Origin of the sequence: Limosilactobacillus albertensis (genome assembly GCF_014145555.1) — a bacterium.
GTDB lineage: Bacteria > Bacillota > Bacilli > Lactobacillales > Lactobacillaceae > Limosilactobacillus > Limosilactobacillus albertensis.
The window spans coordinates 80,858-105,033 of sequence record NZ_JACIVD010000066.1 but is presented as its reverse complement, the minus strand read 5'-3'; the positions used below and the strand labels follow the sequence as shown (position 1 = coordinate 105,033).

Here is a 24,176-nt window from a genome sequence, read left to right as displayed (position 1 = left end):
GTAAAGATTTTTCCTAAATCCTTTTCTTACAAATTGTTAATAGTAAAATAACAATAGTTTGCTGTTGTTAAGGAGATGTGGGTGTGGTTAAGCAATACTGGACGAGACGAAGAATATGGCTGCTTATTTCCCTGGTTATATTAGGGCTAGCAGCAGTCTTATTTACTAGTCATAACGAACGTTTTTACCGGCAGCCCATTGCAAAGGTGATGAGTGAACAAACGGTTGGTAAACGAAGGGTAAAAGATCAATTTGATAATGTCGATCATCAATATAGTCAGCAATTGCGGGTAAAACTGATGAACGGAAAGTACCGCAATCAAGAATTAACGGTGCAAAACACTTATAGTGATTCACAACCGATGGATCAGCATTATCGAGCGGGGAACGAAATCTTTTTAACCCAGGTTCGTAAACAAAATGGTAAATTAACGGCGAATGTTGATGGCTATAAGCGTGATACAGTGATTGTCTTTTTGCTTTGGCTTGTAATTTTAATGCTTCTTTTGCTGATGGGCAGGCCGGGATTATTTGCGCTTTTGAGTGTCGTAATTAATGCGCTTCTCTTTTTAATTGCCATTGAAATCGATTTGAAACAAAATGGGCAGCACATTATGATGCTTTTCAGTATTTTGGCTGTTATTTTTACTTTTATTAGCCTTTTATTAGTTCTTGGCTTTAGCAAACGAATGCTAGCTACTTTTGCGGCAACAGTTATGGGAACATTTATTGCATTAGGCGTTAGTATGCTGGTATTCGCATGGACTCATGAGCGGGGCGTCTACTATGAATCCATGGAGTATGTAACTCAGGTGCCGCGGCCTTTATTTTTAGCTGAGACGTTGTTGGGTTCATTAGGAGCAGTTATGGACGAATCAAGCGATATTATCGCAACGTTGTTTGAGTTGAAACAACTGAATTCCCAAGTAACTCGTAAGCAATTATTTATTTCCGGTCGCAATGTTGGAAAATCGATTATGGGGCCGCTAGTTAATGTCTTATTCTTAATTTTTATGGTCGATACCTTTACCGGTAGTCTTTTATACATTAAAAACGGTAATTCGTGGGGGTACACTTATGCGATGAATATGAGTTTAGGAACGATTCAAAGCCTAATTAGCGGGATTGGAATTGTTCTCTCTGTTCCGCTTGTAAGCTTATTTGGTGCGTTATTACTCGGAAAGAAGGTGCCAAAATGACGACAATTACTGGTTTAGGCTTAGTTTTGCTTGTTTTAATGATTCTTGTTGGTGGAAAACAGGGGTGGACAGCATTTTTAAGTTTGTTGCTTAATTTTGGCTTTCTATATTTTGCAATTATTTTAGTAGCATTTCATGTTCCGCCATTATTTGTTACTACGACAATTGGAATTACCATTTTAGCGATTACAATTTTTATGGGTGAAGACGACTTACGAACAACAGTTACTGCGTTTTATTCGTCCTTAATCGTATTAAGCTTGATTTTGGTTTTAATTTTTGTTGTCGAGCACTGGGCAATGGTTCAAGGATTTGGAACGGAAGACAGTGACGAATTGGAAGGAATGTCAATCTTAATTGGGATCAGTTACCTAAAAGTCTCGGTTACTACTACTATTTTGAGTTCTTTGGGAGCAATTGCTGAAGCTGCTATGGCAATTTCATCTGGTTTAACTGAAATCCTTGAAAATCATCCTGAACGAACTAATCGGCAGCTGATTCATAGCGGGATGGCGATTGGTCAGCAAATTATTGGGACGACATTTAATACCCTCTTCTTTGGCTTCTTTGGTGGATTTTTGGCCTTATTCATTTGGTTTTTAGGGCTTCACTATTCATTTGGAACAATTATGAATAACAAAATTTTTGTTGCTGAGATGATTGAAATTCTAATCGCCTTTATTGGCGTCCTAATTACTGTACCGATGACAGCCTGGGTAATGACAAAGCGGAGAAAATCGGTTATTGACAATCAAACAAAAACAAAGTAATATACGAATAACTTATAAATAGACCTTTAATCGGAGTCCCGTGAGGCTTCAAAGGTGCGGATAAAATCTTACTGTCTCGATAGGGATATTCTAGGATAAAACGACTTTGGAGCTGGATTCCAAGGTCGTTTTTTCTTAGGAGGATATTATGGCACATCGTGATAATGTTGTGTTGGACGTTGATGAGCGACCAGCTCCCTGGCATTGGTTCGGGTTATCATTACAGCATATGTTTTCAATGTTTGGTTCAACTGTTTTAGTTCCAATTTTAGTAGGACTGAATCCAGGAATTGCCTTATTTAGTTCTGGTGTCGGTACTTTAATGTATTTATTGATTACCAAGCATAAAATCCCTGCATATATGGGATCGAGTTTCTCATTTATTGTACCAATGATGGCTTTGATGAAAACTACGGGGTATCCAGGGATTGCGCAAGGAACAATTGCCGTGGGTTGCGTTTACTTAATTGTTTCCGTGATTGTAACATTGTTAGGATCAAAGTGGATCGATCGCGTACTGCCGCCAATCGTTGTCGGACCGATTGTTGTTGTAATTGGTCTTTCGCTTGCTGGGACTGCTGCTAAAGATGCAACGATTAATTCAGTAACCGGCCATTATGACCTGCGTTTCTTTGCGGTTGCAATGCTGACAATGGCGATAACGGTAATTTTTAATATGTACTTTAAAGGATTCCTCGGATTAATTCCGATTTTAATGGGGATTGTTGCGGGGTATATCATTGCCGTACTGTTTGGGGTTGTTAATTTTACCCCGGTAATGAAAGCGCACTGGTTTAGTCTTCCTGATTTTCAAATTCCTTTTGTTGATTACCATCCGCAATTATATTGGGGTGCGATTTTAAGTATGGCACCGATTGCATTTGTGACAATGACTGAGCACCTTGGTCATATTATGGTCCTAAATGAGCTTACAGAGCGAAACTATTTTAAGGATCCGGGATTAAATCATACTCTTGCAGGAGATGGAACGGCCTCCATTATTGCCGGATTTGTTGGCGGACCTCCTGTTACCAGTTATGGTGAGAATATTGGCGTAATGGCAATTACCCGTGTGCATTCTGTCTATGTTATCGCTGGAGCAGCAGCATTTGCCATTTTCTTTAGTTTTATTGGTAAGCTCAGTGCGTTAATTGAATCAATCCCCTCTCCAGTTATTGGCGGAATTTCTTTCTTATTGTTTGGGGTTATTGCATCAAGCGGTTTGCGAGTGATGATAGAGAATAAAATCGACTTTAATGAAAAGCGGAACTTAATGATCGCATCTGTAATTTTAGTGATTGGGATCGGTAATGCTTATCTTCAATTAGGCAAATATCAATTCTCTGGTTTAGCAGTTGCAGCAGTTTTAGGAATTTTAATGAACCTTATACTACCGCAAAAGGCAAAAAGCGAAGTGTAAATTTAGAGCAGGATGAGAAATCTCCCATCCTGTTTTTTCGTTTGATAATGCGACAGAGTAATTAAGTAGTTGCAGAAAAATAAAGATTAAAAGAAAAGTTTATAAAAAATGTTGAAATCGGTTTCTTTGTAGGGTTATCAAATGATTAGTAGTGCTGCCTACTACTAATATTTTTTTGAATTTTAATCAAATTAATGATATATTAACATTCGTAACTTGGGGTAGTTCGTTTTATTTGCAACGTTCGTCCAATTTACAAGCCAAATTATTGTTATAAGGAAAGAGGTGGAATATGAATGGGCGGTGATGCTTTAACTTTTAAGCTTTTCGGACTCACTTTCAATACAACGAATATTGTTTCTGGACTGATTATCTACGCAATCGTGTTCTTCACTCTTTACGGGATGTCACGAAAGATCCAGATGAAGCCGACTGGTGCGCAAAATGTCTTTGAATGGCTAGTTGACTTCACTAACGGAATTGTGCGGAGTCAGATGCCGGCATCAGAACAAGGACATTATAGTTTCTTTGCTTTTGTTTTGTTTGTCTTTATCTTCTTTGCAAACCAATTCGGTTTAATTTTCCAATTCCATTGGAATGGGGCTGAAGTACTTAGAAGTCCAACGGCAGATCCAGTTGTTACGTTAACACTTTCTCTAATGGTAATGGTATTAGCACATGCTGCTGGGGTAGCACATAATGGCCTTGGCGGGTATCTTAAAGGATACACCAAGCCATTTACATTAATGCTGCCTGTTAACATTATTGAGGACTTTGCTAACTTCTTAACTCTAGGTCTCCGTATCTTTGGTAACATTTTTGCCGGTGAACTTTTAATGAGTTTAATTGCCAACATGGCATTCTCACATGGAGCCTTAACCATTATTCCAGGATTACTTTTGGAACTTGCATGGCAAGGATTCTCCGTATTTATCGGTTCAATTCAGGCATATGTCTTTGTAACATTAACGACGGTTTATATTTCTCGGAAGATTTCCGAATAATAATCCCTAAGGAGGAATTTTAAAATGGCATTAGGAGCAATTGCTGCAGGACTCGCGGCTATGGGTGCCGCTATCGGTGGTGGTATCGGTGATGGTATCTTAATCGGACACACTGTTGACAGTATCGCACGTCAACCAGAATTACAAAGTAGATTACAAGCAACGATGTTTATTGGTGTTGGTTTGATTGAAGCCATGCCTATTATTGCCATCGTTATTGGCTTCCTTGTTATGAACAAGTAATTATTTTAAGTTTTTAATTTTAAGATAAGGAGGTGTCAATAGATGTTTGTAAACAGTGTGTTAGCTGAATCAAACAGTTTATACATTGGTGACTTAGTATTCTACATCGTTACTTTTATTATCTTGATGCTACTGGTTAAGCATTTTGCTTGGAAACCGGTAACTGATATGATGAAGAAGCGTGCGGATAAGATTGCTAATGACATCGATAATGCTGCCCGTTCACGTGAAAGTGCTGAAAAAATGGCTGCAAAGCGTCAAGCTGAGTTACAAAGCTCCCGGCAAGAGGCTGCTGATATCGTAAGCAACGCTAAAAAGTCTGGTGAGACTCAACGAGCACAGATTGTTGAAACGGCGCAAAAAGATGCACAAGCTCTCAAGCAACAAGCACAAAAAGATGCTGAACAGGCACGTCGCGATGCATTAAACAGTGCTAAGGATGACGTTGCAAACTTATCTATTGAGATTGCTTCCAAACTCATCCAAAAAGAACTAAAGGCAGACGATCAAAAAGAATTGATCGATTCCTATATTGAAGGGTTGGTAGAACATGAGTCTTGATAAGAAGACGGTTGCTGATCGCTATGCGAAGGCACTGTTTGAATTGGTCGATGCTGATAATGAACTCGATCAAACTTATCAAGAATTAATTGCTTTACGCCAAGTCTTTGAGGACAACGAGGGATTGGACACCGCACTTGCGGGAGTTCAACTGTCACTTGATGAAAAGAAATCATTGATTAAAGATTTACAGCAGGGTGCTTCAAAGTACGTTGCCAATTTAATTCAAATGGTTTTTGATTACGGCCGCATTGACTGCATGGTCGCAATTATTGATGAGTTTGAACGGCGGTATGACCGTAAGATGAAACGGATGCATGCTGACGTTATCACAGCGATCCAACTCGATAAACAACAAGAGGATCAACTTAAAGCTAATCTTGCAAAGCGTTTTGGTGCTAATGAAGTTACCTTAACTAAACATGTTGATCCAGAAATTTTAGGTGGGGTTATTGTCCACGTTGATAATAAAACATTGGATGGTAGTCTCAGCTCAAAGATTAAGCAAATTCGTCGTTTACTAGTTAGATAAATATATCTTTTTTCAAAGAGGTGAGACCTTTATGAGCATTAAAACTGAGGAAATCAGTTCACTCATCAAAAAACAACTCGCCAACTACCAAGACAAAGTATCTGTCGAAGAAACGGGTACTGTTACCTATGTTGGTGATGGTGTTGCTCGTGCCGATGGCTTAGATAATGCTATGGCAGGTGAGTTGCTCGAATTTAGTAACGGGGTCTACGGAATGGCTCAAAACCTCGAAAGTAATGATGTGGGTATTGTTATTTTAGGGGATTACACAGGCATTCGTGAAGGAGACACCGTTAAGCGGACGGGTCGAATCATGGAAGTACCCGTTGGCGATGCATTATTGGGACGGGTTGTAGACTCACTAGGTCGTCCAATTGACGGTCTTGGTGAGATTAAGACAGATAAGACTCGCCCAATTGAACGTAAAGCTCCAGGTGTTATGGAGCGTAAGAGTGTTAGTGTACCACTTCAAACTGGTATTAAGGTTATTGATGCCTTAGTTCCAATTGGACGTGGTCAGCGTGAATTGATTATTGGTGACCGTAAAACAGGTAAAACTGCTATTGCATTGGACACCATTATTAACCAAAAGAACCAAGATGTAATTTGTATTTATGTTGCTATTGGTCAAAAGGAATCAACTGTTCGGGCTAGTGTTGAAACCCTTCGGAAATACGGGGCATTAGATTACACAATTGTTGTTTCAGCTAGTGCTTCTAACCCTGCACCTATGTTATATATTGCACCATATGCAGGGGCAGCGATGGGTGAAGAATTTATGTTCAATGGTAAAGATGTCTTAATTGTTTATGATGATTTATCAAAACAAGCGGATGCTTACCGTGAACTTTCATTAATTCTTCGTCGTCCTCCTGGTCGTGAAGCTTACCCTGGTGATATCTTCTATACTCACTCACGGTTGCTAGAACGTGCTGCTCGTTTATCTGATGATCTTGGCGGAGGTTCTATGACTGCTTTGCCAATTATTCAGACACAAGCTGGTGATGTTTCTGCATATATTCCAACTAATGTTATTTCTATCACTGATGGTCAGATCTTCTTGGATTCTGATGAATTCTATGCAGGTCAACGTCCAGCCATTGATGCTGGTACATCGGTTTCTCGTGTTGGTGGTGACGCTCAGGTTAAGGCAATGAAGAAGGTTGCTGGTACTTTACGTTTGGATATCGCTTCATATAACGAATTGGCATCATTTGCTCAATTCGGTTCTGACCTAGATGCAGCTACACAAGCTAAGTTGGCTCGTGGACAACGGACTATGGAAGTCTTAAAGCAAGGCTTACATGATCCGCTACCAGTAGAAGAACAAGTTGTAACATTATTTGCTCTTTCACGTGGCTTTATCGATAAGGTTGAGATTGAAGATGTTCAACGTTATGAAAGTGAATTGGCTGCTTACATGCATGCTAACCACCAAGACCTCTACGACACCATCAAGAAGACTGGTAAATTACCAGAAGGCGACGACTTGCAAAATGCTGTTGCTAAGTTCTCTGAATCATTTCAAGGAACCAAAAAGCAAGCCGCTGAAGAAAAATAGTTAATGATGATTAGTCGAAAGGACGGTGAGATTTAGTGCCAGCTTCACTCGCTGCAGTTAAACATAAGATTGATTCCACAAAGAGTACGCGTCAAATTACTTCGGCGATGCAAATGGTTTCAACCGCAAAACTGAATCAAATTCAACACCATACTCAGACCTACGAAGTATATGCTGAGAAGGTTAAGCAAATGTTGTCTGATCTGGTTAAATCTCACAGCGCAACATCTGCAGCTTCGCAAGATGATGTTTACGCTGCACTGTTTAAAAAGCGCGCAGTTAAAAAAACTGGGGTGCTTGTGATTACGTCTGACCGGGGTTTGGTTGGTAGTTATAATAGTAATATTATCAAGCAAACGCTAGATATGATGGCTAAGCACAATCTTGATAAAGACAACACCGTTTTCTTGACGGTTGGTAAGACAGGAACAGAATTCTTTAAGAAGCGAGGAATGAATGTCGTTTACGAATATTCAGGAGTTAGCGATGTTCCGACATATCGTGAGGTTCATAGCATCGTAAAGACTGCTGTTCAAATGTACAGTGACCAAGTATTTGATGAAATGTATATGGCTTATAGCCACTATGTTAACCGTATTACATCAAAAGTTATTGTTCACGATGTACTTCCAATTACCGAAAAATCATTACTTGAAGATGATGAAACAGTTGCAGAAGATAATGCAGAATTAAATAATTCTGATGTAAGTACTGCCCCTGTTTCATCTGAGTATGAATTTGAACCGTCAGATACGGAAATCATTTCTGCATTGGTTGCTCAATACGCAGAAAGCTTGATTTATGGAGCGATTCTTGATGCAAAGACATCGGAACACTCGTCAAGTGCTAATGCAATGCGATCAGCAACGGATAATGCTGATGACATTATCTCGACTCTCGAATTGCAATATAACCGAGCACGGCAGGCAGCTATTACCACTGAAATTACTGAAATTACTGGTGGTATGACTGCCCAAGAATAATTTTCTAACGTAGGAGGAAACAACATGAGTTCTGGTAAAGTTTTACAAGTTATCGGACCAGTTGTTGATGTTGAATTTCCCTTAGACGAAAAACTTCCTGAAATTAATGACGCTTTGAAGATTAAGGAAAGCGATGGCAAGACTTTAACGACTGAAGTTGCCTTGGAATTAGGTGACGGCGTTGTTCGAACAATTGCCATGGACGGTACTGATGGTCTTCAACGGGGTATGGAAGTTGAAAATACTGGGGCATCAATTAGTGTGCCAGTAGGTGATGATACTCTGGGACGAGTATTTAACGTCTTAGGTGAACCTGTTGACAACGGACCGAAATTTGGTCCTGATGCAAAACGGATGCCTATTCACCGTGATGCACCAAAGTATGATGACTTAAACAACGCTACTGAAATTTTGGAAACTGGTATTAAGGTTATTGATTTACTAGCTCCATATGTTCGTGGTGGTAAGATTGGTCTATTTGGTGGTGCCGGTGTTGGTAAGACCGTTTTGATTCAGGAATTGATTCACAATATTGCCCAAGGTCATAATGGTATTTCTGTCTTCACAGGTGTTGGTGAACGTACCCGTGAAGGTAACGATATGTACTATGAAATGAAGGCCTCTGGGGTTCTTGAAAAAACGGCCATGGTTTATGGTCAGATGAATGAACCACCTGGTGCCCGTATGCGGGTTGCCTTAACCGGTTTAACAATTGCGGAATACTTCCGTGATGTAAAAGGTCAAGATGTTCTTCTCTTTATTGATAACATCTTCCGGTTTACTCAAGCCGGTTCAGAAGTTTCTGCCCTTTTAGGCCGAATTCCTTCTGCCGTTGGTTACCAACCAACATTGGCTACTGAAATGGGTCAGTTGCAAGAACGGATTACTTCAACTAAGAAGGGATCAATTACGTCTATCCAAGCCGTTTACGTTCCTGCCGATGATTATACCGACCCTGCACCGGCTACAACATTTGCCCACTTGGATGCAACTACTAACTTGGAGCGGCGGTTAACTCAGATTGGTATTTACCCAGCTGTTGACCCATTAGCTTCGACTTCAACTGCTCTTACTCCAGAAATTGTTGGTAAAGAACACTATGAAGTTGCTACACAGGTTCAGCACGTTCTTCAACGATACCATGAACTTCAAGATATCATTTCTATTTTAGGTATGGATGAATTATCTGATGAAGAAAAGACTATTGTTGCTCGTGCACGGCGGATTCAAAACTTCCTCTCACAAAGCTTTAGTGTTGCTTCACAATTTACTGGTTTACCAGGTAAATATGTTCCATTAAAAGAAACAATCAAGGGCTTTAAGGAAATTCTTGCTGGTAAGTATGATGATCTTCCAGAAGAAGCTTTCCGTTTAGTTGGACCAATTGAAGACGTTGTTGAAAAGGCAAATAAAATGAAAGCTGATACTGACGAAGATAGCTCAGAAGACTAGGAGGGATAATTATGGCTGAAAATACTTTTAAGGTCACTATTATTACTCCAGATGGCACCGTCTATGATAATGAAAAGGTTACAATGCTCGTTATGAACACTGCAGGTGGACAAATGGGTATCATGGCTAACCACGTACCATTGATTGCTGCGCTAGAAATCAGTACAGTCCGAATTAAACATTCTGAAGGCACTGATGAAGTTGCTGCAGTTAACGGTGGGATCATTCAATTTGATGGTCATAATGCTATAATCGCAGCTGATAGTGCTGAAATGCCTGAAACAATTGATGTTGAGCGGGCACAGAAAGCTAAAGAGCGATCTGAGTCTGCAATTGCCGAAGCGAAGAAGAAGCATAATCAAAACGACTTATCACGTGCCGAGGTTCACCTTAAGCGTGCTATTAACCGTTTGAATGCTGCTTCCAAACAGCGCAACATTTAAGGTAGAATATTAATATAAAAAAGGGATTGTGGTTAACGCCATTATTCCTTTTTTATTTATCTGGAAATCTTATTTAATATAACGTTAAGCTTTTTTATAAAACGCTAATTTAATCTTATGATATGATATGATTAAATTTAGTTTAAAAGAAGGTGATCGATTGCAAATTACAGGATTACGGGCCTTGATTGAAATAGTGGTCCAACTTGCCTTTGTTTGGTTAGCATTTGCGGCCATTCAAGGGATTCATTTTGAACATTTTTTTAACCGACCACCGCGAACATTACCTTTACTCATTGTTTTGATGGCCACTGGACTAGGATATTTATGCGCAACGTTTTTCTTAAATATCTTAAGTGCAATTGGTAATTTGACATATTTAATTCGATAGTTATTACTGGAGGAACTTATGGAAAAAATTATTGTCAAGGGCGGTCAGCGATTAGCCGGTCGAGTGAAAGTGGAAGGGGCTAAGAATGCTGTTTTACCGATTCAAGCAGCATCTATTTTAGCTTCAAGCGGAAACGTACAATTAACAAACGTCCCAATCTTATCAGATGTAACAACGATGAATCAGTTATTGCGCTTCTTAAATCTTAAAGTAGATTTTGACGAAAAAAATCATTCACTTACACTTGATGCGTCTAACCCTGTCTCTTCAGAAGCACCCTTGGAATATGTTAGTCGGATGCGGGCTTCAATGGTTGTTCTTGGACCGCTCCTTGCTCGAACTGGACATGCGCAGATTGCATTGCCTGGAGGATGCGCGATTGGTTCACGGCCAATTGACCTGCATTTAAAAGGATTACGTCAGCTTGGTGCGATCATTGAACAGCATGATGGATATTTAGAAGCACGGGCGGATCATTTAATCGGTGATCATGTCTACTTAGACTTCCCAAGTGTAGGAGCTACACAGAACATTATGATGGCAGCTACTCTTGCTCAAGGAATAACGACAATTGAAAATGCAGCCTGTGAGCCAGAAATTGTTGATTTGGCAAACATGCTAAACAAGATGGGAGCACGGGTTCATGGTGCCGGAACCGAAATTATCCGTATTCAAGGAGTAAACTTTCTTCATGGATGTGAACATTATGTAATACCGGATAGAATTGAAGCTGGTACATTTATGATTGCAGCCGCGATTACAAATGGTGATGTTGTCGTTGAAGGAGCCATTGCTAAGCATAATTCTCCATTAATAGCTAAACTTGAGGAGATGGGCGTAACGGTTGTTGTTCAAGAAGACGGGATTCGCGTTTTAGGGACTTCGGTTTTAATCCCTACTAATATCAAGACGCTGCCATACCCCGGCTTTCCTACCGATCTTCAGCCCCAAATGTCAGTTTTACAATTGCTAGCTAATGGAACGAGTATGCTTGATGAGACTATTTTCGAGAAAAGATTCATGCATCTTGAAGAATTAAGACGAATGAATGCCGATTTTCAAATTAATGGTCCAGTGGCCGTCCTCAATGGTCCAACACATTTTAGCGGAGCGGAGGTTGCTGCTTCTGACTTGCGTGCTGGAGCTGCTTTAGTTTTAGCTGGCTTAGTGGCTGATGGAATAACACAGGTCCGTAATCTGAAGTATATTGACCGTGGTTATTATCATTTTCACCAAAAGTTACAACAATTAGGCGCAAAGATCGACCGGGTTGATTTTGAAGATAAAATTAAATTAGATGTAAAACCATCAAAAAATAAAACTAACCAAGACTAGGGGAAATGCTTGAAATCGCAAGCCACTCCTGTATTGACCCCTATTTTGTGGTATAATTACGAACGATATTAACGAGTTTAGTGTTAACACTTTACTAGCTAAAAGGAGAATAAATTAATGGCAAAGGATATTGGAATTGATTTAGGAACTGCCAATGTTTTGATTTATGTTCAAGGTAAAGGCATTGTTCTAAATGAACCGTCAGTTGTTGCGGTTGATACAAAGACCAATAAAGTATTGGCTGTTGGTTCGGAAGCTTACCGAATGGTTGGCCGGACCCCTAGCAATATTCGGGCTATTCGTCCATTAAAGGATGGAGTTATTTCCGATTTTGATGTGACCCAGGAAATGCTCTCGTACTTTATTGGCAAGCTGAGTGTTAAAGGGTTTATGTCAAAGCCAAATATTATGATCTGTGCCCCAACTAACATTACAGAGATTGAACGAAAGGCGATCATTCAAGCGGCTGAGCAATCAGGTGGCGGAAAGGTTTATCTTGAATATGAACCTAAAGTTGCTGCAATCGGGGCTGGCCTTGACATCTTTAAACCTCGTGGAAACATGGTTATTGATATGGGTGGTGGAACTAGTGATATTGCTATCCTTTCATTAGGAGATATCGTTTCTAGTCAATCGATTCGAATGGCTGGTGACAAAATGAATAGCGATATTGCTTCTTACATTAAAAATAAGCATGGGTTAGTCATTGGTGAGCATACTGCTGAAAAGATTAAGATGGATTTAGGAACAGCTCTCCGTGTGGATGATCCAGAGACAATGGATGTCCGTGGACGGGATGTTGCTACTGGTATGCCAAAGCAAATCACTGTTAATGAAAATGAGATTGAAGAAGCATTGCATGATACACTTGAGCAAATTGTATCAGCAGCGATCAGTGTCTTGGAAACCATTCCACCAGAATTAGCTAGTGATATTATTGACCGAGGAATTATGTTAACTGGTGGGACCTCATTGTTAAAGGGAATTGATCAGTTATTTAGTGCTCGGCTAAAGGTACCAGTTGTTGTTTCTCAGGACCCATTGGATAACGTTGCTAAGGGTGCTGGTGAGATGTTGGAACGGATGCAAAAAACTGAGCGAAAGAAGTAATTAAAAATGGTCGGGATGTTATGTCGGTTTATTCGTTGGTACCAACGCGCAATATCGGCACGTCGCCAATTTCGAGTATGTCGGTTTATGCCGTCATGTTCACAATATATGCTTGAGGCTCTCCAACGATTTGGCCTAAAAGGGTTATTACTTGGATGCTGGCGGATTCTTCGGTGCCAGCCTTTTTGCCGTGGCGGATATGATCCTGTCCCAAATCATTTTACTTTTCGTCGTCAGTAGCAATAATAGTTATTAAGGGTGAAAAAGTGTCAAAGAAAGATAAAAAAATAGAAGTCAGCGTTAAAGATATTGAACGTCGTAATCAACCAGTTCAGCAAATATTTATTGGTGACCGATTGATTGGTGAAGTTGTAACCGATAATGAACGTTTCAAAGCAATGCTGATAAATGACCAGAGCGAATTTTACGTTCGTTCTCAAGAAGAAGGTTTAGAAATAATCCTTCAACAATACCATCTTCACCAGCATTAGTTTGGTGAACCATCCTCTTTAATTAATATTTTGTAAAGGAGTTTGGTAATGCAACGTTCACAAAATGATGTAGAGAGTCGAATTGATTGGGGAATTATATTCTGTGTCCTCTTACTAGCTTTAATTGGTCTTGCTTCAATATATGTGGCTGCGGTTCATGACCGTCAACAAACTAGTGTTGCTCGACAGGTTATTACTCAATTAGTTTGGTATGCGGTTGGAACCATTTTAATCATTGTTATTATGCAGTTTGATGCTGAACAATTATGGAAATTGGCGCCGATTGTATATTGGCTAAGTGTGTTCCTAATGTTTGCCATATTGGTCTTTTATAGTCGGGCTTATTACGCAAGTACAGGGGCTAAAAGCTGGTTTGCAATCGGGCCGTTCACGTTTCAACCATCAGAAATAATGAAACCTGCGTATATTCTGATGATGGGACGTGTTATTACGACTCATAATAATCGTTATAGCGTTCATACGGTTGATTCCGACTGGCGTTTAATTGGAACCATGTTTTTATGGTTGTTGCCAATCTTAATTTCCCTTAAGTTTCAAAATGACTTTGGGACAGGGTTAGTATTCTTCGCTATTTTTTGCGGAATGATATTAGTTTCAGGAGTAACTTGGCGAATTTTGGCGCCCGCTGCTACAGTCTTAGTTGTTGTAGGTGGGTCTGCCTTAGCAATGGTGACAAGTTCCGTTGGTCGTCAAATTCTTGAGCATGTTGGCTTTCAGGCTTACCAGTTTGACCGTGTTGATACCTGGCTTCATCCTGAGCAAGATACTACTAACCAGGGGTATCAGTTATGGCAAAGCATTAAAGCTGTAGGTTCAGGTGGAATTACAGGAACTGGATTCAATAATTCTAAAGTGTATGTTCCTGTTCGTGAATCAGATATGATTTTCTCTGTTATCGGTGAAAATTTTGGGTTTATTGGTGGAGTTTTATTAATTCTTATTTATTTGTTACTAATTTATTTAATGATTCGGGTAACATTTGATACCAAGAACGAATTTTATGCTTATATTTCAACCGGAGTTATCATGATGATTCTATTCCACGTGTTTGAAAACATTGGGATGAACATTGGACTTCTACCATTAACTGGGATTCCATTGCCATTTATTAGTGCGGGGGGATCTTCATTAATCGGTAACTTGATTGGGATTGGGATGGTAATGTCGATGCGTTACCACCACCATTCGTATATGTTTAGTAGTAATCGTGAATTTAGATAGCGGGGTCATAAAATGTCAAAGAGTTATTTTTGGGTAAAAGAACAAGCTGATGGTACTAAGCGGATCGGGTTAAATGATGCCGGCCGTGATGAACTAGGTGAAGTAAGTTTTATTGATGTACCAGCAGTAGGAACAACCCTTAAGCAAGCCGATAAGTTTATTGCAGTTGAAGCAGAAAAAGCAGTTACTGATGTCGATAGTCCTGTTGATGGCAAGATTACTAAGATAAATGAAGCGGTTGTTGATGATCCAGCAGGCTTAAATTCAAAAGATGAAAATAAGAACTGGATTGTTGAAGTTAAGTAATTAAATAGTTCAAAAGACTGAGAAAAATAATTTTCCCAGTTTTTTTATTTTGGCTTAAATGTAGCGGACAATTGAAGTTCATGGTATACTTAAAGTTCTAGGAAAACGGTTAAGATAAAAATATTTAAGGTGGTATTTATAATGACCAAAAAACTACATATCGCTTTATTGTTCGGCGGAAACTCTTCAGAACACGATGTATCGAAGCGGTCGGCGCACAATATTTATGATGCCTTGGATAAGGATAAATATGATGTAAGCCTCTTTATGTTCACCAAAGACGGAATTTTACTTAATAATGAGGACTCACAAAAAATCTTTGATGGTCAGCCTGAAGATCAGGTAGTAAATGAAGCTTATCGTAAGATGGATTTATCCAGTCCTTTAGCACCAATTATGGCGTTAAACGAGCAAGAAGAGATTGACTTCTTCTTCCCGGTTATTCATGGAAACTTAGGTGAAGACGGAACAATTCAAGGCCTCTTTAAGTTATTAAATAAGCCTTACGTTGGTTCTAATATTTCAGCAAGCGCAATGGCCTTTGATAAGGACCTTACTAAAAAGATTATTACCCAAGCCGGGATTCGCAATACTCCTTATGTTTTAGTTACTCCAGAAAATCGAGTAGATTACTCATGGGGCCGAATTGAAGAACAGCTTGGTAATCTTACTTTTATTAAACCTGCAAAACAGGGATCATCGGTTGGTATCCACCGCGTTACTAATGCTGAGGAATATGAAGCGGCACTTAATGATGCATTCAAATATGACTATAAGGTGTTAGTAGAACAAGGAATTGACCGGCCACAGGAAGTTGAAATTTCAATCTTAGGTAATGAACATCCAATTGCTTCAAAATTAGGAGCGGTACGGGTTCCTGAAGATGATTTATTCTACGATTACGAAAATAAATTCGTTGATGCTAGCGGGGTCGTTTTTGAACTACCAGTTAAGTTGCCACAATACTTAGTTGACGAAATTACTGACATGGCCTTAAAAGCATATAAGGCATTAGGGATGAAAGGATTAGCTCGTATTGATTTCTTGGTTGATAGCAATAATGTGCCATACTTAGGTGAGCCAAATACATTGCCTGGATTTACTAATATCAGCCTATATCCTCAAATGTGGGAAGTTTCAGGAATTTCGTACTCAGAACTAATTGATCGGTTAATTCAATTAGGACTAGAGGAATTTGAACGTAATAGCAAGATTAAATATGATTTCCGTAAACTTGGCACAGAACGTGTTGGGCAAAAGAAATATAATAATTAGTAAAGATACCGATAGAGGTTCAGAGTTCAATTTATCGAGCTTTGAACCTCTATTATGTACAATTCACAATCAATATATTTAGAATAAGCAAAAGTCTGATATATTAGTATTGAAGTGCGACGTTTTTATAATATAATATAGGTACATAACAATGTGAACGTCAATTATGCCAGTATTGACGCTGTTTATAGCGATTGAGATCACACGGGGGTGACTTTAGTTAGCGATTTTATGTAGTTATTTTTTATAATATTATTAAGGACAAGCATTTAATTAGTATTAATTTATTTAGTGTTTTATAATAATGTGACTATTAATAAGTTAATGATTGCTAAGTTCTTAATAGTGGTATAATACGATTGGCAATAGTCCATTTTATAAAGGATTTTTATATTCAACAATTATGATTAAGGAAGGTAAACAATGAAACTCCGAGGAGACGTATTAAAACAAATTCGTCGCAAGCGTGGATTGTCCCAGACAGCCCTAGCTGAAGGGATTTGTACCCAGGCGACGATTAGCCTAATGGAAAAACAAAATCGCTTACCCAAAATGGATATTTTAACGGCAATATGTGAACGCTTAAATATTTCTTCTGATCGAATTGTCGAAAATGAAGTTAGTGGAATCAATGAAACATTTAACCAAATTGTTGATAGTTTAATTTCACGTAATTTTGAAGATGCTTCAACTCTTTTAAAAAAGGTTCATGTTAAAAATCTGGAAAGTGATTTTGACAAGCAACGTTACTACTACCTTGTTGGGATGGTTCAGGTAGAAAGTGATCAGCTTGATGAAGCTATTTTTAATTTTGAATTGGTATTGACACAGTTTGCTACTACTAGTGCTAATATCTACTTGGCAATGACAACTGCAGGGATGGCATTAGCATATTTAAAGCGGGGAGATAAAGAACGAGCTGCACGTTTAACTAATCGTTCAGTAAAATTAATCGATAATAAGAAGCTAATTGGTAGTCTTCATCAATGGGCTTCAATTGATTGTCAAATTTCAGAATTATACCTTCAACTTGATGATCCTGATAACGCCATTGATGTTGCGAATAAAGGGATTGAACTGTGCCGTGAACATGATTCTTTATTCTTGTTAGATGAGCTTTACCTATGTATAGGTCGGAGCTATCTTTTAAAAGACGAACCAGAAAAAGCTAAAGAATCACTAGAGATTGCTAAAAGCCTTAGCATTGCTCGTCATGGCTCTGTAACTGAAAACACAATTTTATTAGAATTAAAGAATTTAGAAGTTTAAAAAGAGGCAGTATTTAGGAAATGAGTTTTTCTTAAATACTGCTTTTTTATTATCTTGTAGTTTGATAGAAACTATTTAATATTAAGCTTACGAAATTTTCCGGGAGAGATTCCGACAGTTTCTGTAAAGGCACGGATAAAACTGCTGTAATTTTTATAACCACTAAAATATCTTTAATAAAATGACTGGTTCAGCGGAAGAGTCAGTCATTTTTTTGTTTTTTAATTATTTATCCGTATAAATTTAATAAATTCATAAACTATTTTAAATAGTCTTCAAATAATATCAATGATTTTTACATTAGTTAATATACATATAAAGGACATTAGTATTATTAACCCTTAATTAACCAAAAAATAAATTATTTATTTCACATGCATAAACTAATTCAACAATAAGATAGACAAAGATTTATTGAATGTATAAAAGCAATTTTCACAATTGATCAGTATTAATTTAAATAATTTCTCTTGATTTATCCGTATAAATACTTTATAGTTATAGTTGTTCAATGAAAGCGCGTTCATGTTCATGGAATAACCTATCACTTTTTAATTTTTAAGGAGGATGAATGTGATGGCAAAAGCCGAAAAGAAAATATCAAGTGCATTTATCTACTTCTTCGGATCATTTGGAGGAATCCTATTTGGTTACGATATCGGTGTTATGACCGGAGCCTTGCCATTTCTGCAAGCCGACTGGCACCTTGAAAATGCAGCTTCGTTAGTTGGTTGGATTACCTCTGCGGTTATGTTCGGGGTAATTTTTGGTGGCGCATTAGCTGGTCAGCTTTCTGATAAGTTTGGTCGCCGGAAAATGATTTTAATGTCTGCAATCGTCTTTATGGTCTTCTCTGTTTTATCTGGTGTTTCACCGGATATGGGCGAGACTAGTGCTTACTACTTAATTATCGTACGGATGCTCTTAGGTTTGGCAGTTGGGGCTGCTTCAGCATTAGTTCCTGCTTATATGTCTGAAATGGCACCGGCCAGTGCGCGGGGACGATTATCCGGATTGAACCAGACAATGATTGTTTCCGGAATGTTGCTTTCATACGTGGTTGACTTCTTATTAAAAGATCTTCCTGGTGAATGGGCATGGCGTTTGATGCTAGGATTAGCTGCCGTTCCTGCTTTGATCTTATTCCTCGGTGTTCTTCGCTTACCTGAATCACCACGGTTCCTATTACGTAAGGGTGACGAAGCACAAGCACGACGGGTCTTAACTTACATTCGTAAGAATCCGGCAGAAATCGATCAAGAACTAGCAAGTATTAAGGAAACTGCTAAAGAAGAACGTCAGGCAAATTCAAAGACAAGCTGGTCAACACTATTTAGCAGCAAGTATCGTTATCTTGTTATTGCGGGGGTTGGGGTAGCTGCCTTCCAACAATTCCAAGGTGCTAATGCAATTTTCTACTACATCCCGTTAATTGTTCAAAAAGCAACTGGTCAAGCTGCTTCTTCAAACTTAATGTGGCCAATTGTTCAAGGGGTTATCTTAGTTATCGGTTCCCTAGTTTACATGTGGATTGCTGATAAATTTAACCGTCGGACATTGTTGATGGTTGGTGGTGCTGTTATGGGACTTTCCTTTATCTTGCCAGCAATTATTAACTGGATGATGCCAAACATGAATCCGATGACAATTGTTGTGTTCTTATGTATCTATGTTGCTTTCTATTCTTTCACTTGGGCTCCATTAACGTGGGTACTTGTTGGAGAAATCTTCCCGCTCGCTATTCGGGGTCGGGCATCTGGATTAGCTTCTTCATTTAACTGGATTGGATCATGGTTAGTTGGTCTAATCTTCCCAATCATGACTGCAAGTATGCCTCAAGAAGCTGTCTTTGCGATCTTCGGTGTTATCTGTATCTTAGGAGTTATCTTTGTTAAGACCTGTGTTCCTGAAACTCGTGGTCATACGCTCGAAGAAATTGAAGAACAAGGAACCAACCGTGGCCGAGTAAAGGCAAGTAATCCTGAAAATTAGGAGGAATATTCAATGAATTTACGTGAAACAGCGACCCAAATTAAAAATGGTCAGACTTCACTTGGAATTGAATTAGGGTCAACGCGAATTAAGGCCGTTTTAATTAATACCGATTTTGAAACGATTTCGTCAGGTAGCTATACTTGGGAAAATCAATTTAATGATGGAATTTGGACTTACCCCCTTGATCAAGTATGGGAAGGAATTCAATCGGCTTATTCCCAAATTAAAGCTGATGTTCAGAGCAAGTATCACACTGGCTTGACAGATATTAGTTCTATTGGTGTCAGCGCCATGATGCATGGCTATCTTCCTTTCGACAAGGAAAATCAACTGCTAGTACCATTTAGGACCTGGCGGAATAATATTACAGAAGAATCTGCTGACAAATTGACAGAGCTATTTAACTTTAATATTCCGCAGCGTTGGAGCATTGCGCACCTCCATCAGGCAATTCTTAATCAGGAACCGCATGTTAAAGATGTTGATTTCATTACAACCCTAGCTGGATATGTTCATTGGAAACTTTCTGGTGAAAAAATTCTTGGAATTGGTGATGCATCTGGAGTCTTTCCAATCGATGATCAAACATTAACTTACCGCCAAGACCTTATCGAGAAATTTAATGAATTACCAGAAGTACAACAATATTCATGGCAGTTAAAGGAGATCCTGCCATCAGTAGAAATTGCTGGTCATAATGCTGGAAAATTAACAGATGCCGGGGCTAAATTGCTAGATCCTAGCGGTACCTTATCTGCAGGTAGTTTAATGGCTCCTCCAGAAGGGGATGCCGGCACTGGAATGGTTGGAACAAATAGTGTTCGGAAACGAACCGGTAATATTTCTGTTGGGACCTCAGCATTTTCAATGAATGTTTTAGATGCGCCATTGAAGAAGCTCCATCGTGATATTGACATTGTTACGACGCCAACTGGTGACCCAGTCGCAATGGTTCATATCAATAATTGTTCATCTGATATTAACGCATGGGTTGGATTATTTAGAGACTTTGCCGATGCAATTGGGGCTAAGATTGATACCAACACATTGTATGAAACATTATTTGATTCAACAGTTCGTTCAGATCCTGATGCAGGCGGACTTATCAATTATAGCTATCTTTCTGGCGAAAACATTACCAAAATTCAAGCGGGACGGCCATTATTTGTTCGGACACCAAATAGTAAGATGAACCTTGCCAATTTCTTCCTAACACAACTCTATGCGGCATTTGCGCCATTAAAGATTGGAATGGACATCTTATTAAATGAGGAACATGTTCAAACAGACGTTATGGTTGCACAAGGGGGCCTCTTTGGTACGCCGGTTATTGGTCAACAGGTTCTTGCTAATACCCTGAATATTCCAATTACAATCATGAATACTGCTAGTGAGGGTGGCCCATGGGGGATGGCTGTTCTTGCCAAGTATGCAGAAACAAACGCAGCCGAATCATTAGCTGATTACTTGGATGAACAGGTATTCAAGAATCCAGAAAGCATGACCTTGACACCGGAATCGGCAGGAGTAAAGGGCTATGAAAGTTTCATCAAGCGTTACCAAGCTGGCTTGCCCGTCGAGTCGCTTGCTGGAAAAGATATTAGTGAACGTGATGCGGAGAAAGGAAGTAATTAATAGATGCTAGAAGAACTAAAAAAAGAAGTCTATGATGCAAATATGAGACTTCCTAAGTTAGGATTAGTTTCCTTTACATGGGGAAATGTTTCTGGAATTGACCGTGAAAAGGGCTTGTTTGTTATCAAACCTTCTGGAGTTCCATACGATGAGATGAAACCGGAAGATATGGTTGTTGTTAACTTGGATGGTGAGGTAGTCGAAGGTGACTTGAATCCATCCAGTGATACCCCAACCCACACCTATCTTTATAATCATTTTCCAAAGATTGGCGGGGTTGTTCACACCCATTCACCATGGGCGGTATCTTTTGCAGCAGCACGGATGGATGTTCCAGCGATGAATACTACTCATGCGGATACTTTCTATACTGACGTGCCAGCTGCTGATGCCTTAACGAAGGAAGAAATTGAAGAAGATTACGAGGGTAACACTGGGAAAGTAATCGTTCGTTCTTTCAAGGAGCGGGGGCTAGACTATGAAGCTACACCAGCTGCATTAGTTATGCAACACGGTCCATTTACCTGGGGACCAACACCTGATAAGGCAGTCTATAACGCAAAGGTGCTTGAAGTAGTAGCAGAGGAAGACTATCATGCAATGCAATTAACGCATAAAGACCTTCACCTGCCGCAATACTTACTTGATAAGCACTATTACAGAAAGCATGGTGCCAATGCTTATTATGGACAAAATAATGCCCATTCTAAGGACCATGCAACTCACGCTTAATTAATTTGGTAGCTACATTTAAAACTTTTTAGGATAAAAGGAGTGTAATCTCATGGATATTAAGAATTATGAATTTTGGTTTGTTACTGGTAGTCAATTCCTTTATGGTGAAGAACAATTAAAGTCTGTTGCTGCTGATGCTGAAGACATCGTTAACAAGTTGAATGAAAGCGGCAAATTACCATATAAAGTTGTTTTCAAGGGTGTAATGACCACTGCTGAAGGAATTACTAAGTTTATGAAGGAAGCAAACTACAACGACAATGTTGCCGGTGTTATGACATGGATGCATACCTTCTCACCAGCTAAGAACTGGATTCGTGGGACAAAACTTTTACAAAAGCCATTACTTCACTTAGCAACTCAATACTTAAACAAGATTCCATACGACACGATTGACTTCGATTACATGAACTTGAACCAATCTGCTCACGGTGACCGTGAATATGCTTACATTAACGCTCGTCTTCAAAAACACAACAAGATTGTTTACGGCTTCTGGGGTGACGAAGAAGTTCAAGAAGAAATCGCTGATTGGCAAAATGTTGCTGTTGCTTACAATGAAAGTTTTAACATTAAGATTGTTCGTTTCGGTGACACAATGCGGAATGTTGCTGTTACTGAAGGGGACAAGGTCGAAGCTCAAATGTTCCTTGGCTGGACAGTTGACTACTGGCCAGTAAGCGAATTGGTTGAATATGTTAACGGCATTAGTGAAGATGAAATTGATGCTGCATACAAGGACCTTGAAAGTAAGTATGAAATGGTTCAAGGTGACAATACTAAGGAACACTATGAACACTCAGTACGTTACCAACTTCGTGAATATCTTGCATTGAAGAAGTTCATGGACGAAAAGGGCTACACAGGCTTTACTACTAACTTTGAAGACTTACACGGCCTTGAAGAATTACCTGGGTTAGCTGCTCAATTATTAATGCGTGATGGCTACGGCTTTGGTGCTGAAGGTGATTGGAAGTCTGCTGGAATGGACCGCTTATTGAAGATCGCTGCTGATAATGTAGCTACTGCCTTTATGGAAGACTACACTCTTGATCTTCGTGCTGGTCACCAAGCAATTCTTGGCTCCCATATGCTCGAAGTTGACCCAACAATTGCTTCAGACAAGCCACGGGTTGAAGTTCACCCGCTTGACATCGGTGGCAAAGATAACCCTGCACGGTTAGTATTTACTGGTCGTGAAGGTAAGGCTGTCGACGTTACCCTTTCATACTTCAATGATGGTTACAAGGTTATCGGTTACTCTGTTGATTGCCACAAGCCAGAAGCTGAAACACCACATCTTCCAGTTGCTAAACAATTATGGACACCAACTGTTGGTCTTAAAGAAGGGGCAGAACGGTGGATGCATGCTGGCGGCGGACACCATACAATTTTGAGCTTTAGCTTGAAGCCACAACAAATTAAAGACCTCTTTGAAATGTTAGAAGTTAAAGTTGATTTTATTGAATAATAAATCCGCATAATACTTATGAGAGAGAAGCAATTATCCTCGGTGTACCTCGAGTCGAGATAATGGCCTCTCTTTTTTATCTATGAGGAGTAATAAAATATGAAAACAGAAAAAGAAAAAATGCTAGCTGGAGAAGTATTCAATGTTTATGATCCAGAATTAGTTAAGGAGCGCCGATATGCCCGTCAGTTGGTTGAACGATTCAATGCTCTTGGCGAAATGAATCCAACCGCAAGCATTGCCTTGATCCGTCAATTATTTGGTCATGTTGGAGCCAATTGCGAAGTTCATGCACAGTTTAAATGTGATTATGGTTACAACATTTATGTAGGTGATGACTTCTTCGCTAACTATGATTGCGTAATGCTTGATGTGAGTCCCATTCGGATTGGTAAGCATTGCCTGTTAGGCCCACGGGTCCAGTTGTATACCGTTAATCATCCATTGGACCCTAAATTACGTCGCAACGGTGCTTATGGACAGAGTGAGGACATTAATATTGGCAATGATGTATGGATTGGTGGCGGAGCAGTTATTTGCCCTGGTGTGACTTTGGGCAATAATGTCATTGTTGGTGCAGGAAGTGTTGTTACTAAATCATTCGGTAATAATGTAGTTATTGCAGGTAATCCAGCACGCATAATTAAAGAAAATCCGTATTTTGAATAAAATCTGGGATTATTTCCCAGGTTATTTTTAGGCTGAAATGTATATAAAGAAGGAGCCAAAGTAAGATCAATTACGTGTGATCTT

The 24,176-nt window shown here is 39.2% G+C and carries 25 protein-coding genes; all 25 read left to right on the top strand.

The features are described from left to right. Positions 1-83 precede the first annotated feature (83 nt). The 25 genes from H5S41_RS08090 (at position 84) to H5S41_RS07970 (ending at position 24,092) form a co-directional block, all read left to right on the top strand. Positions 84-1,199 (top strand): YibE/F family protein, encoded by a 1,116-nt coding sequence (locus H5S41_RS08090; protein WP_182602910.1) that lies wholly within the window; start codon positions 84-86, stop codon positions 1,197-1,199. Further along, positions 1,196-1,969 (top strand): YibE/F family protein, encoded by a 774-nt coding sequence (locus H5S41_RS08085; protein ID WP_182602909.1) that lies wholly within the window; start codon positions 1,196-1,198, stop codon positions 1,967-1,969. The genes H5S41_RS08090 and H5S41_RS08085 overlap by 4 nt, the downstream gene beginning before the upstream one ends. Positions 1,970-2,117: 148 nt before the next feature. Then, entirely contained in the window at positions 2,118-3,389 is a 1,272-nt protein-coding gene (locus H5S41_RS08080; RefSeq protein ID WP_182602908.1) for a solute carrier family 23 protein, read from the top strand. A 296-nt stretch (positions 3,390-3,685) separates the two neighbouring features. Beyond that, positions 3,686-4,393, top strand: a complete 708-nt coding sequence (gene atpB, locus H5S41_RS08075; protein ID WP_163704870.1) for a F0F1 ATP synthase subunit A — start codon at positions 3,686-3,688, stop codon at positions 4,391-4,393. 24 nt (positions 4,394-4,417) lie between these two features. Next, on the top strand, positions 4,418-4,636 hold the full coding sequence (gene atpE, locus H5S41_RS08070) for a F0F1 ATP synthase subunit C (protein WP_003666561.1): 219 nt from the start codon (positions 4,418-4,420) through the stop codon (positions 4,634-4,636). 42 nt (positions 4,637-4,678) lie between these two features. Continuing rightward, a complete protein-coding gene (atpF, locus tag H5S41_RS08065) occupies positions 4,679-5,197 on the top strand; it encodes a F0F1 ATP synthase subunit B (protein ID WP_153710169.1) in 519 nt (172 codons plus the stop codon). Further along, positions 5,187-5,729 (top strand): ATP synthase F1 subunit delta, encoded by a 543-nt coding sequence (gene atpH / locus H5S41_RS08060; protein WP_153710170.1) that lies wholly within the window; start codon positions 5,187-5,189, stop codon positions 5,727-5,729. Before atpF ends, atpH begins: the two co-directional genes overlap by 11 nt. A 31-nt stretch (positions 5,730-5,760) precedes the next feature. Continuing rightward, a complete protein-coding gene (atpA, locus tag H5S41_RS08055; RefSeq protein WP_153710171.1) occupies positions 5,761-7,290 on the top strand; it encodes a F0F1 ATP synthase subunit alpha in 1,530 nt (509 codons plus the stop codon). Positions 7,291-7,325: 35 nt separating this feature from the next. Next, positions 7,326-8,273 carry a F0F1 ATP synthase subunit gamma gene (locus tag H5S41_RS08050; RefSeq protein WP_182597464.1) on the top strand — a complete coding sequence of 316 codons (948 nt, stop codon included), beginning with the start codon at positions 7,326-7,328 and terminating at the stop codon, positions 8,271-8,273. 24 nt (positions 8,274-8,297) lie between these two features. Beyond that, positions 8,298-9,725, top strand: coding sequence for a F0F1 ATP synthase subunit beta (gene atpD / locus H5S41_RS08045; protein WP_153710172.1), 1,428 nt, complete (start codon positions 8,298-8,300; stop codon positions 9,723-9,725). A gap of 11 nt (positions 9,726-9,736) precedes the next feature. Then, on the top strand, positions 9,737-10,168 hold the full coding sequence (locus H5S41_RS08040; RefSeq protein ID WP_153710173.1) for a F0F1 ATP synthase subunit epsilon: 432 nt from the start codon (positions 9,737-9,739) through the stop codon (positions 10,166-10,168). Positions 10,169-10,295: 127 nt separating this feature from the next. Further along, positions 10,296-10,559, top strand: a complete 264-nt coding sequence (locus tag H5S41_RS08035; protein WP_153710174.1) for a DUF1146 family protein — start codon at positions 10,296-10,298, stop codon at positions 10,557-10,559. A gap of 18 nt (positions 10,560-10,577) precedes the next feature. Then, positions 10,578-11,894: a UDP-N-acetylglucosamine 1-carboxyvinyltransferase gene (gene murA / locus H5S41_RS08030; RefSeq protein WP_182597462.1), complete on the top strand. Its 1,317-nt coding sequence runs from the start codon at positions 10,578-10,580 to the stop codon at positions 11,892-11,894. A 117-nt stretch (positions 11,895-12,011) separates the two neighbouring features. Further along, positions 12,012-13,004 carry a rod shape-determining protein gene (locus H5S41_RS08025; protein ID WP_153710176.1) on the top strand — a complete coding sequence of 331 codons (993 nt, stop codon included), beginning with the start codon at positions 12,012-12,014 and terminating at the stop codon, positions 13,002-13,004. 6 nt (positions 13,005-13,010) lie between these two features. Further along, positions 13,011-13,244: a membrane protein insertion efficiency factor YidD gene (yidD, locus tag H5S41_RS08020; RefSeq protein WP_182597461.1), complete on the top strand. Its 234-nt coding sequence runs from the start codon at positions 13,011-13,013 to the stop codon at positions 13,242-13,244. Positions 13,245-13,270: 26 nt separating this feature from the next. Beyond that, a complete protein-coding gene (locus tag H5S41_RS08015) occupies positions 13,271-13,495 on the top strand; it encodes a DUF2969 domain-containing protein (protein WP_163704866.1) in 225 nt (74 codons plus the stop codon). 48 nt (positions 13,496-13,543) lie between these two features. Continuing rightward, positions 13,544-14,737 (top strand): FtsW/RodA/SpoVE family cell cycle protein, encoded by a 1,194-nt coding sequence (locus H5S41_RS08010; RefSeq protein WP_182597460.1) that lies wholly within the window; start codon positions 13,544-13,546, stop codon positions 14,735-14,737. 12 nt (positions 14,738-14,749) lie between these two features. Next, positions 14,750-15,043, top strand: coding sequence for a glycine cleavage system H family protein (locus tag H5S41_RS08005; protein WP_182597459.1), 294 nt, complete (start codon positions 14,750-14,752; stop codon positions 15,041-15,043). A gap of 141 nt (positions 15,044-15,184) precedes the next feature. Next, on the top strand, positions 15,185-16,318 hold the full coding sequence (locus H5S41_RS08000) for a D-alanine--D-alanine ligase family protein (RefSeq protein WP_182602907.1): 1,134 nt from the start codon (positions 15,185-15,187) through the stop codon (positions 16,316-16,318). A gap of 423 nt (positions 16,319-16,741) precedes the next feature. After that, positions 16,742-17,587 (top strand): helix-turn-helix domain-containing protein, encoded by an 846-nt coding sequence (locus H5S41_RS07995; RefSeq protein ID WP_182597457.1) that lies wholly within the window; start codon positions 16,742-16,744, stop codon positions 17,585-17,587. A gap of 567 nt (positions 17,588-18,154) precedes the next feature. Further along, complete coding sequence (locus H5S41_RS07990; RefSeq protein ID WP_182602906.1) at positions 18,155-19,579, top strand: sugar porter family MFS transporter; 1,425 nt, start codon at positions 18,155-18,157, stop codon at positions 19,577-19,579. Between the two features lie 12 nt (positions 19,580-19,591). After that, positions 19,592-21,217 (top strand): xylulokinase, encoded by a 1,626-nt coding sequence (locus H5S41_RS07985; RefSeq protein WP_182602905.1) that lies wholly within the window; start codon positions 19,592-19,594, stop codon positions 21,215-21,217. Positions 21,218-21,220: 3 nt separating this feature from the next. Then, a complete protein-coding gene (locus tag H5S41_RS07980; RefSeq protein ID WP_182597438.1) occupies positions 21,221-21,949 on the top strand; it encodes an L-ribulose-5-phosphate 4-epimerase in 729 nt (242 codons plus the stop codon). Positions 21,950-22,001: 52 nt separating this feature from the next. Beyond that, positions 22,002-23,423 (top strand): L-arabinose isomerase, encoded by a 1,422-nt coding sequence (gene araA / locus H5S41_RS07975; protein ID WP_182602904.1) that lies wholly within the window; start codon positions 22,002-22,004, stop codon positions 23,421-23,423. 99 nt (positions 23,424-23,522) lie between these two features. After that, complete coding sequence (locus H5S41_RS07970; RefSeq protein WP_182602903.1) at positions 23,523-24,092, top strand: sugar O-acetyltransferase; 570 nt, start codon at positions 23,523-23,525, stop codon at positions 24,090-24,092. Positions 24,093-24,176: the final 84 nt, after the last annotated feature.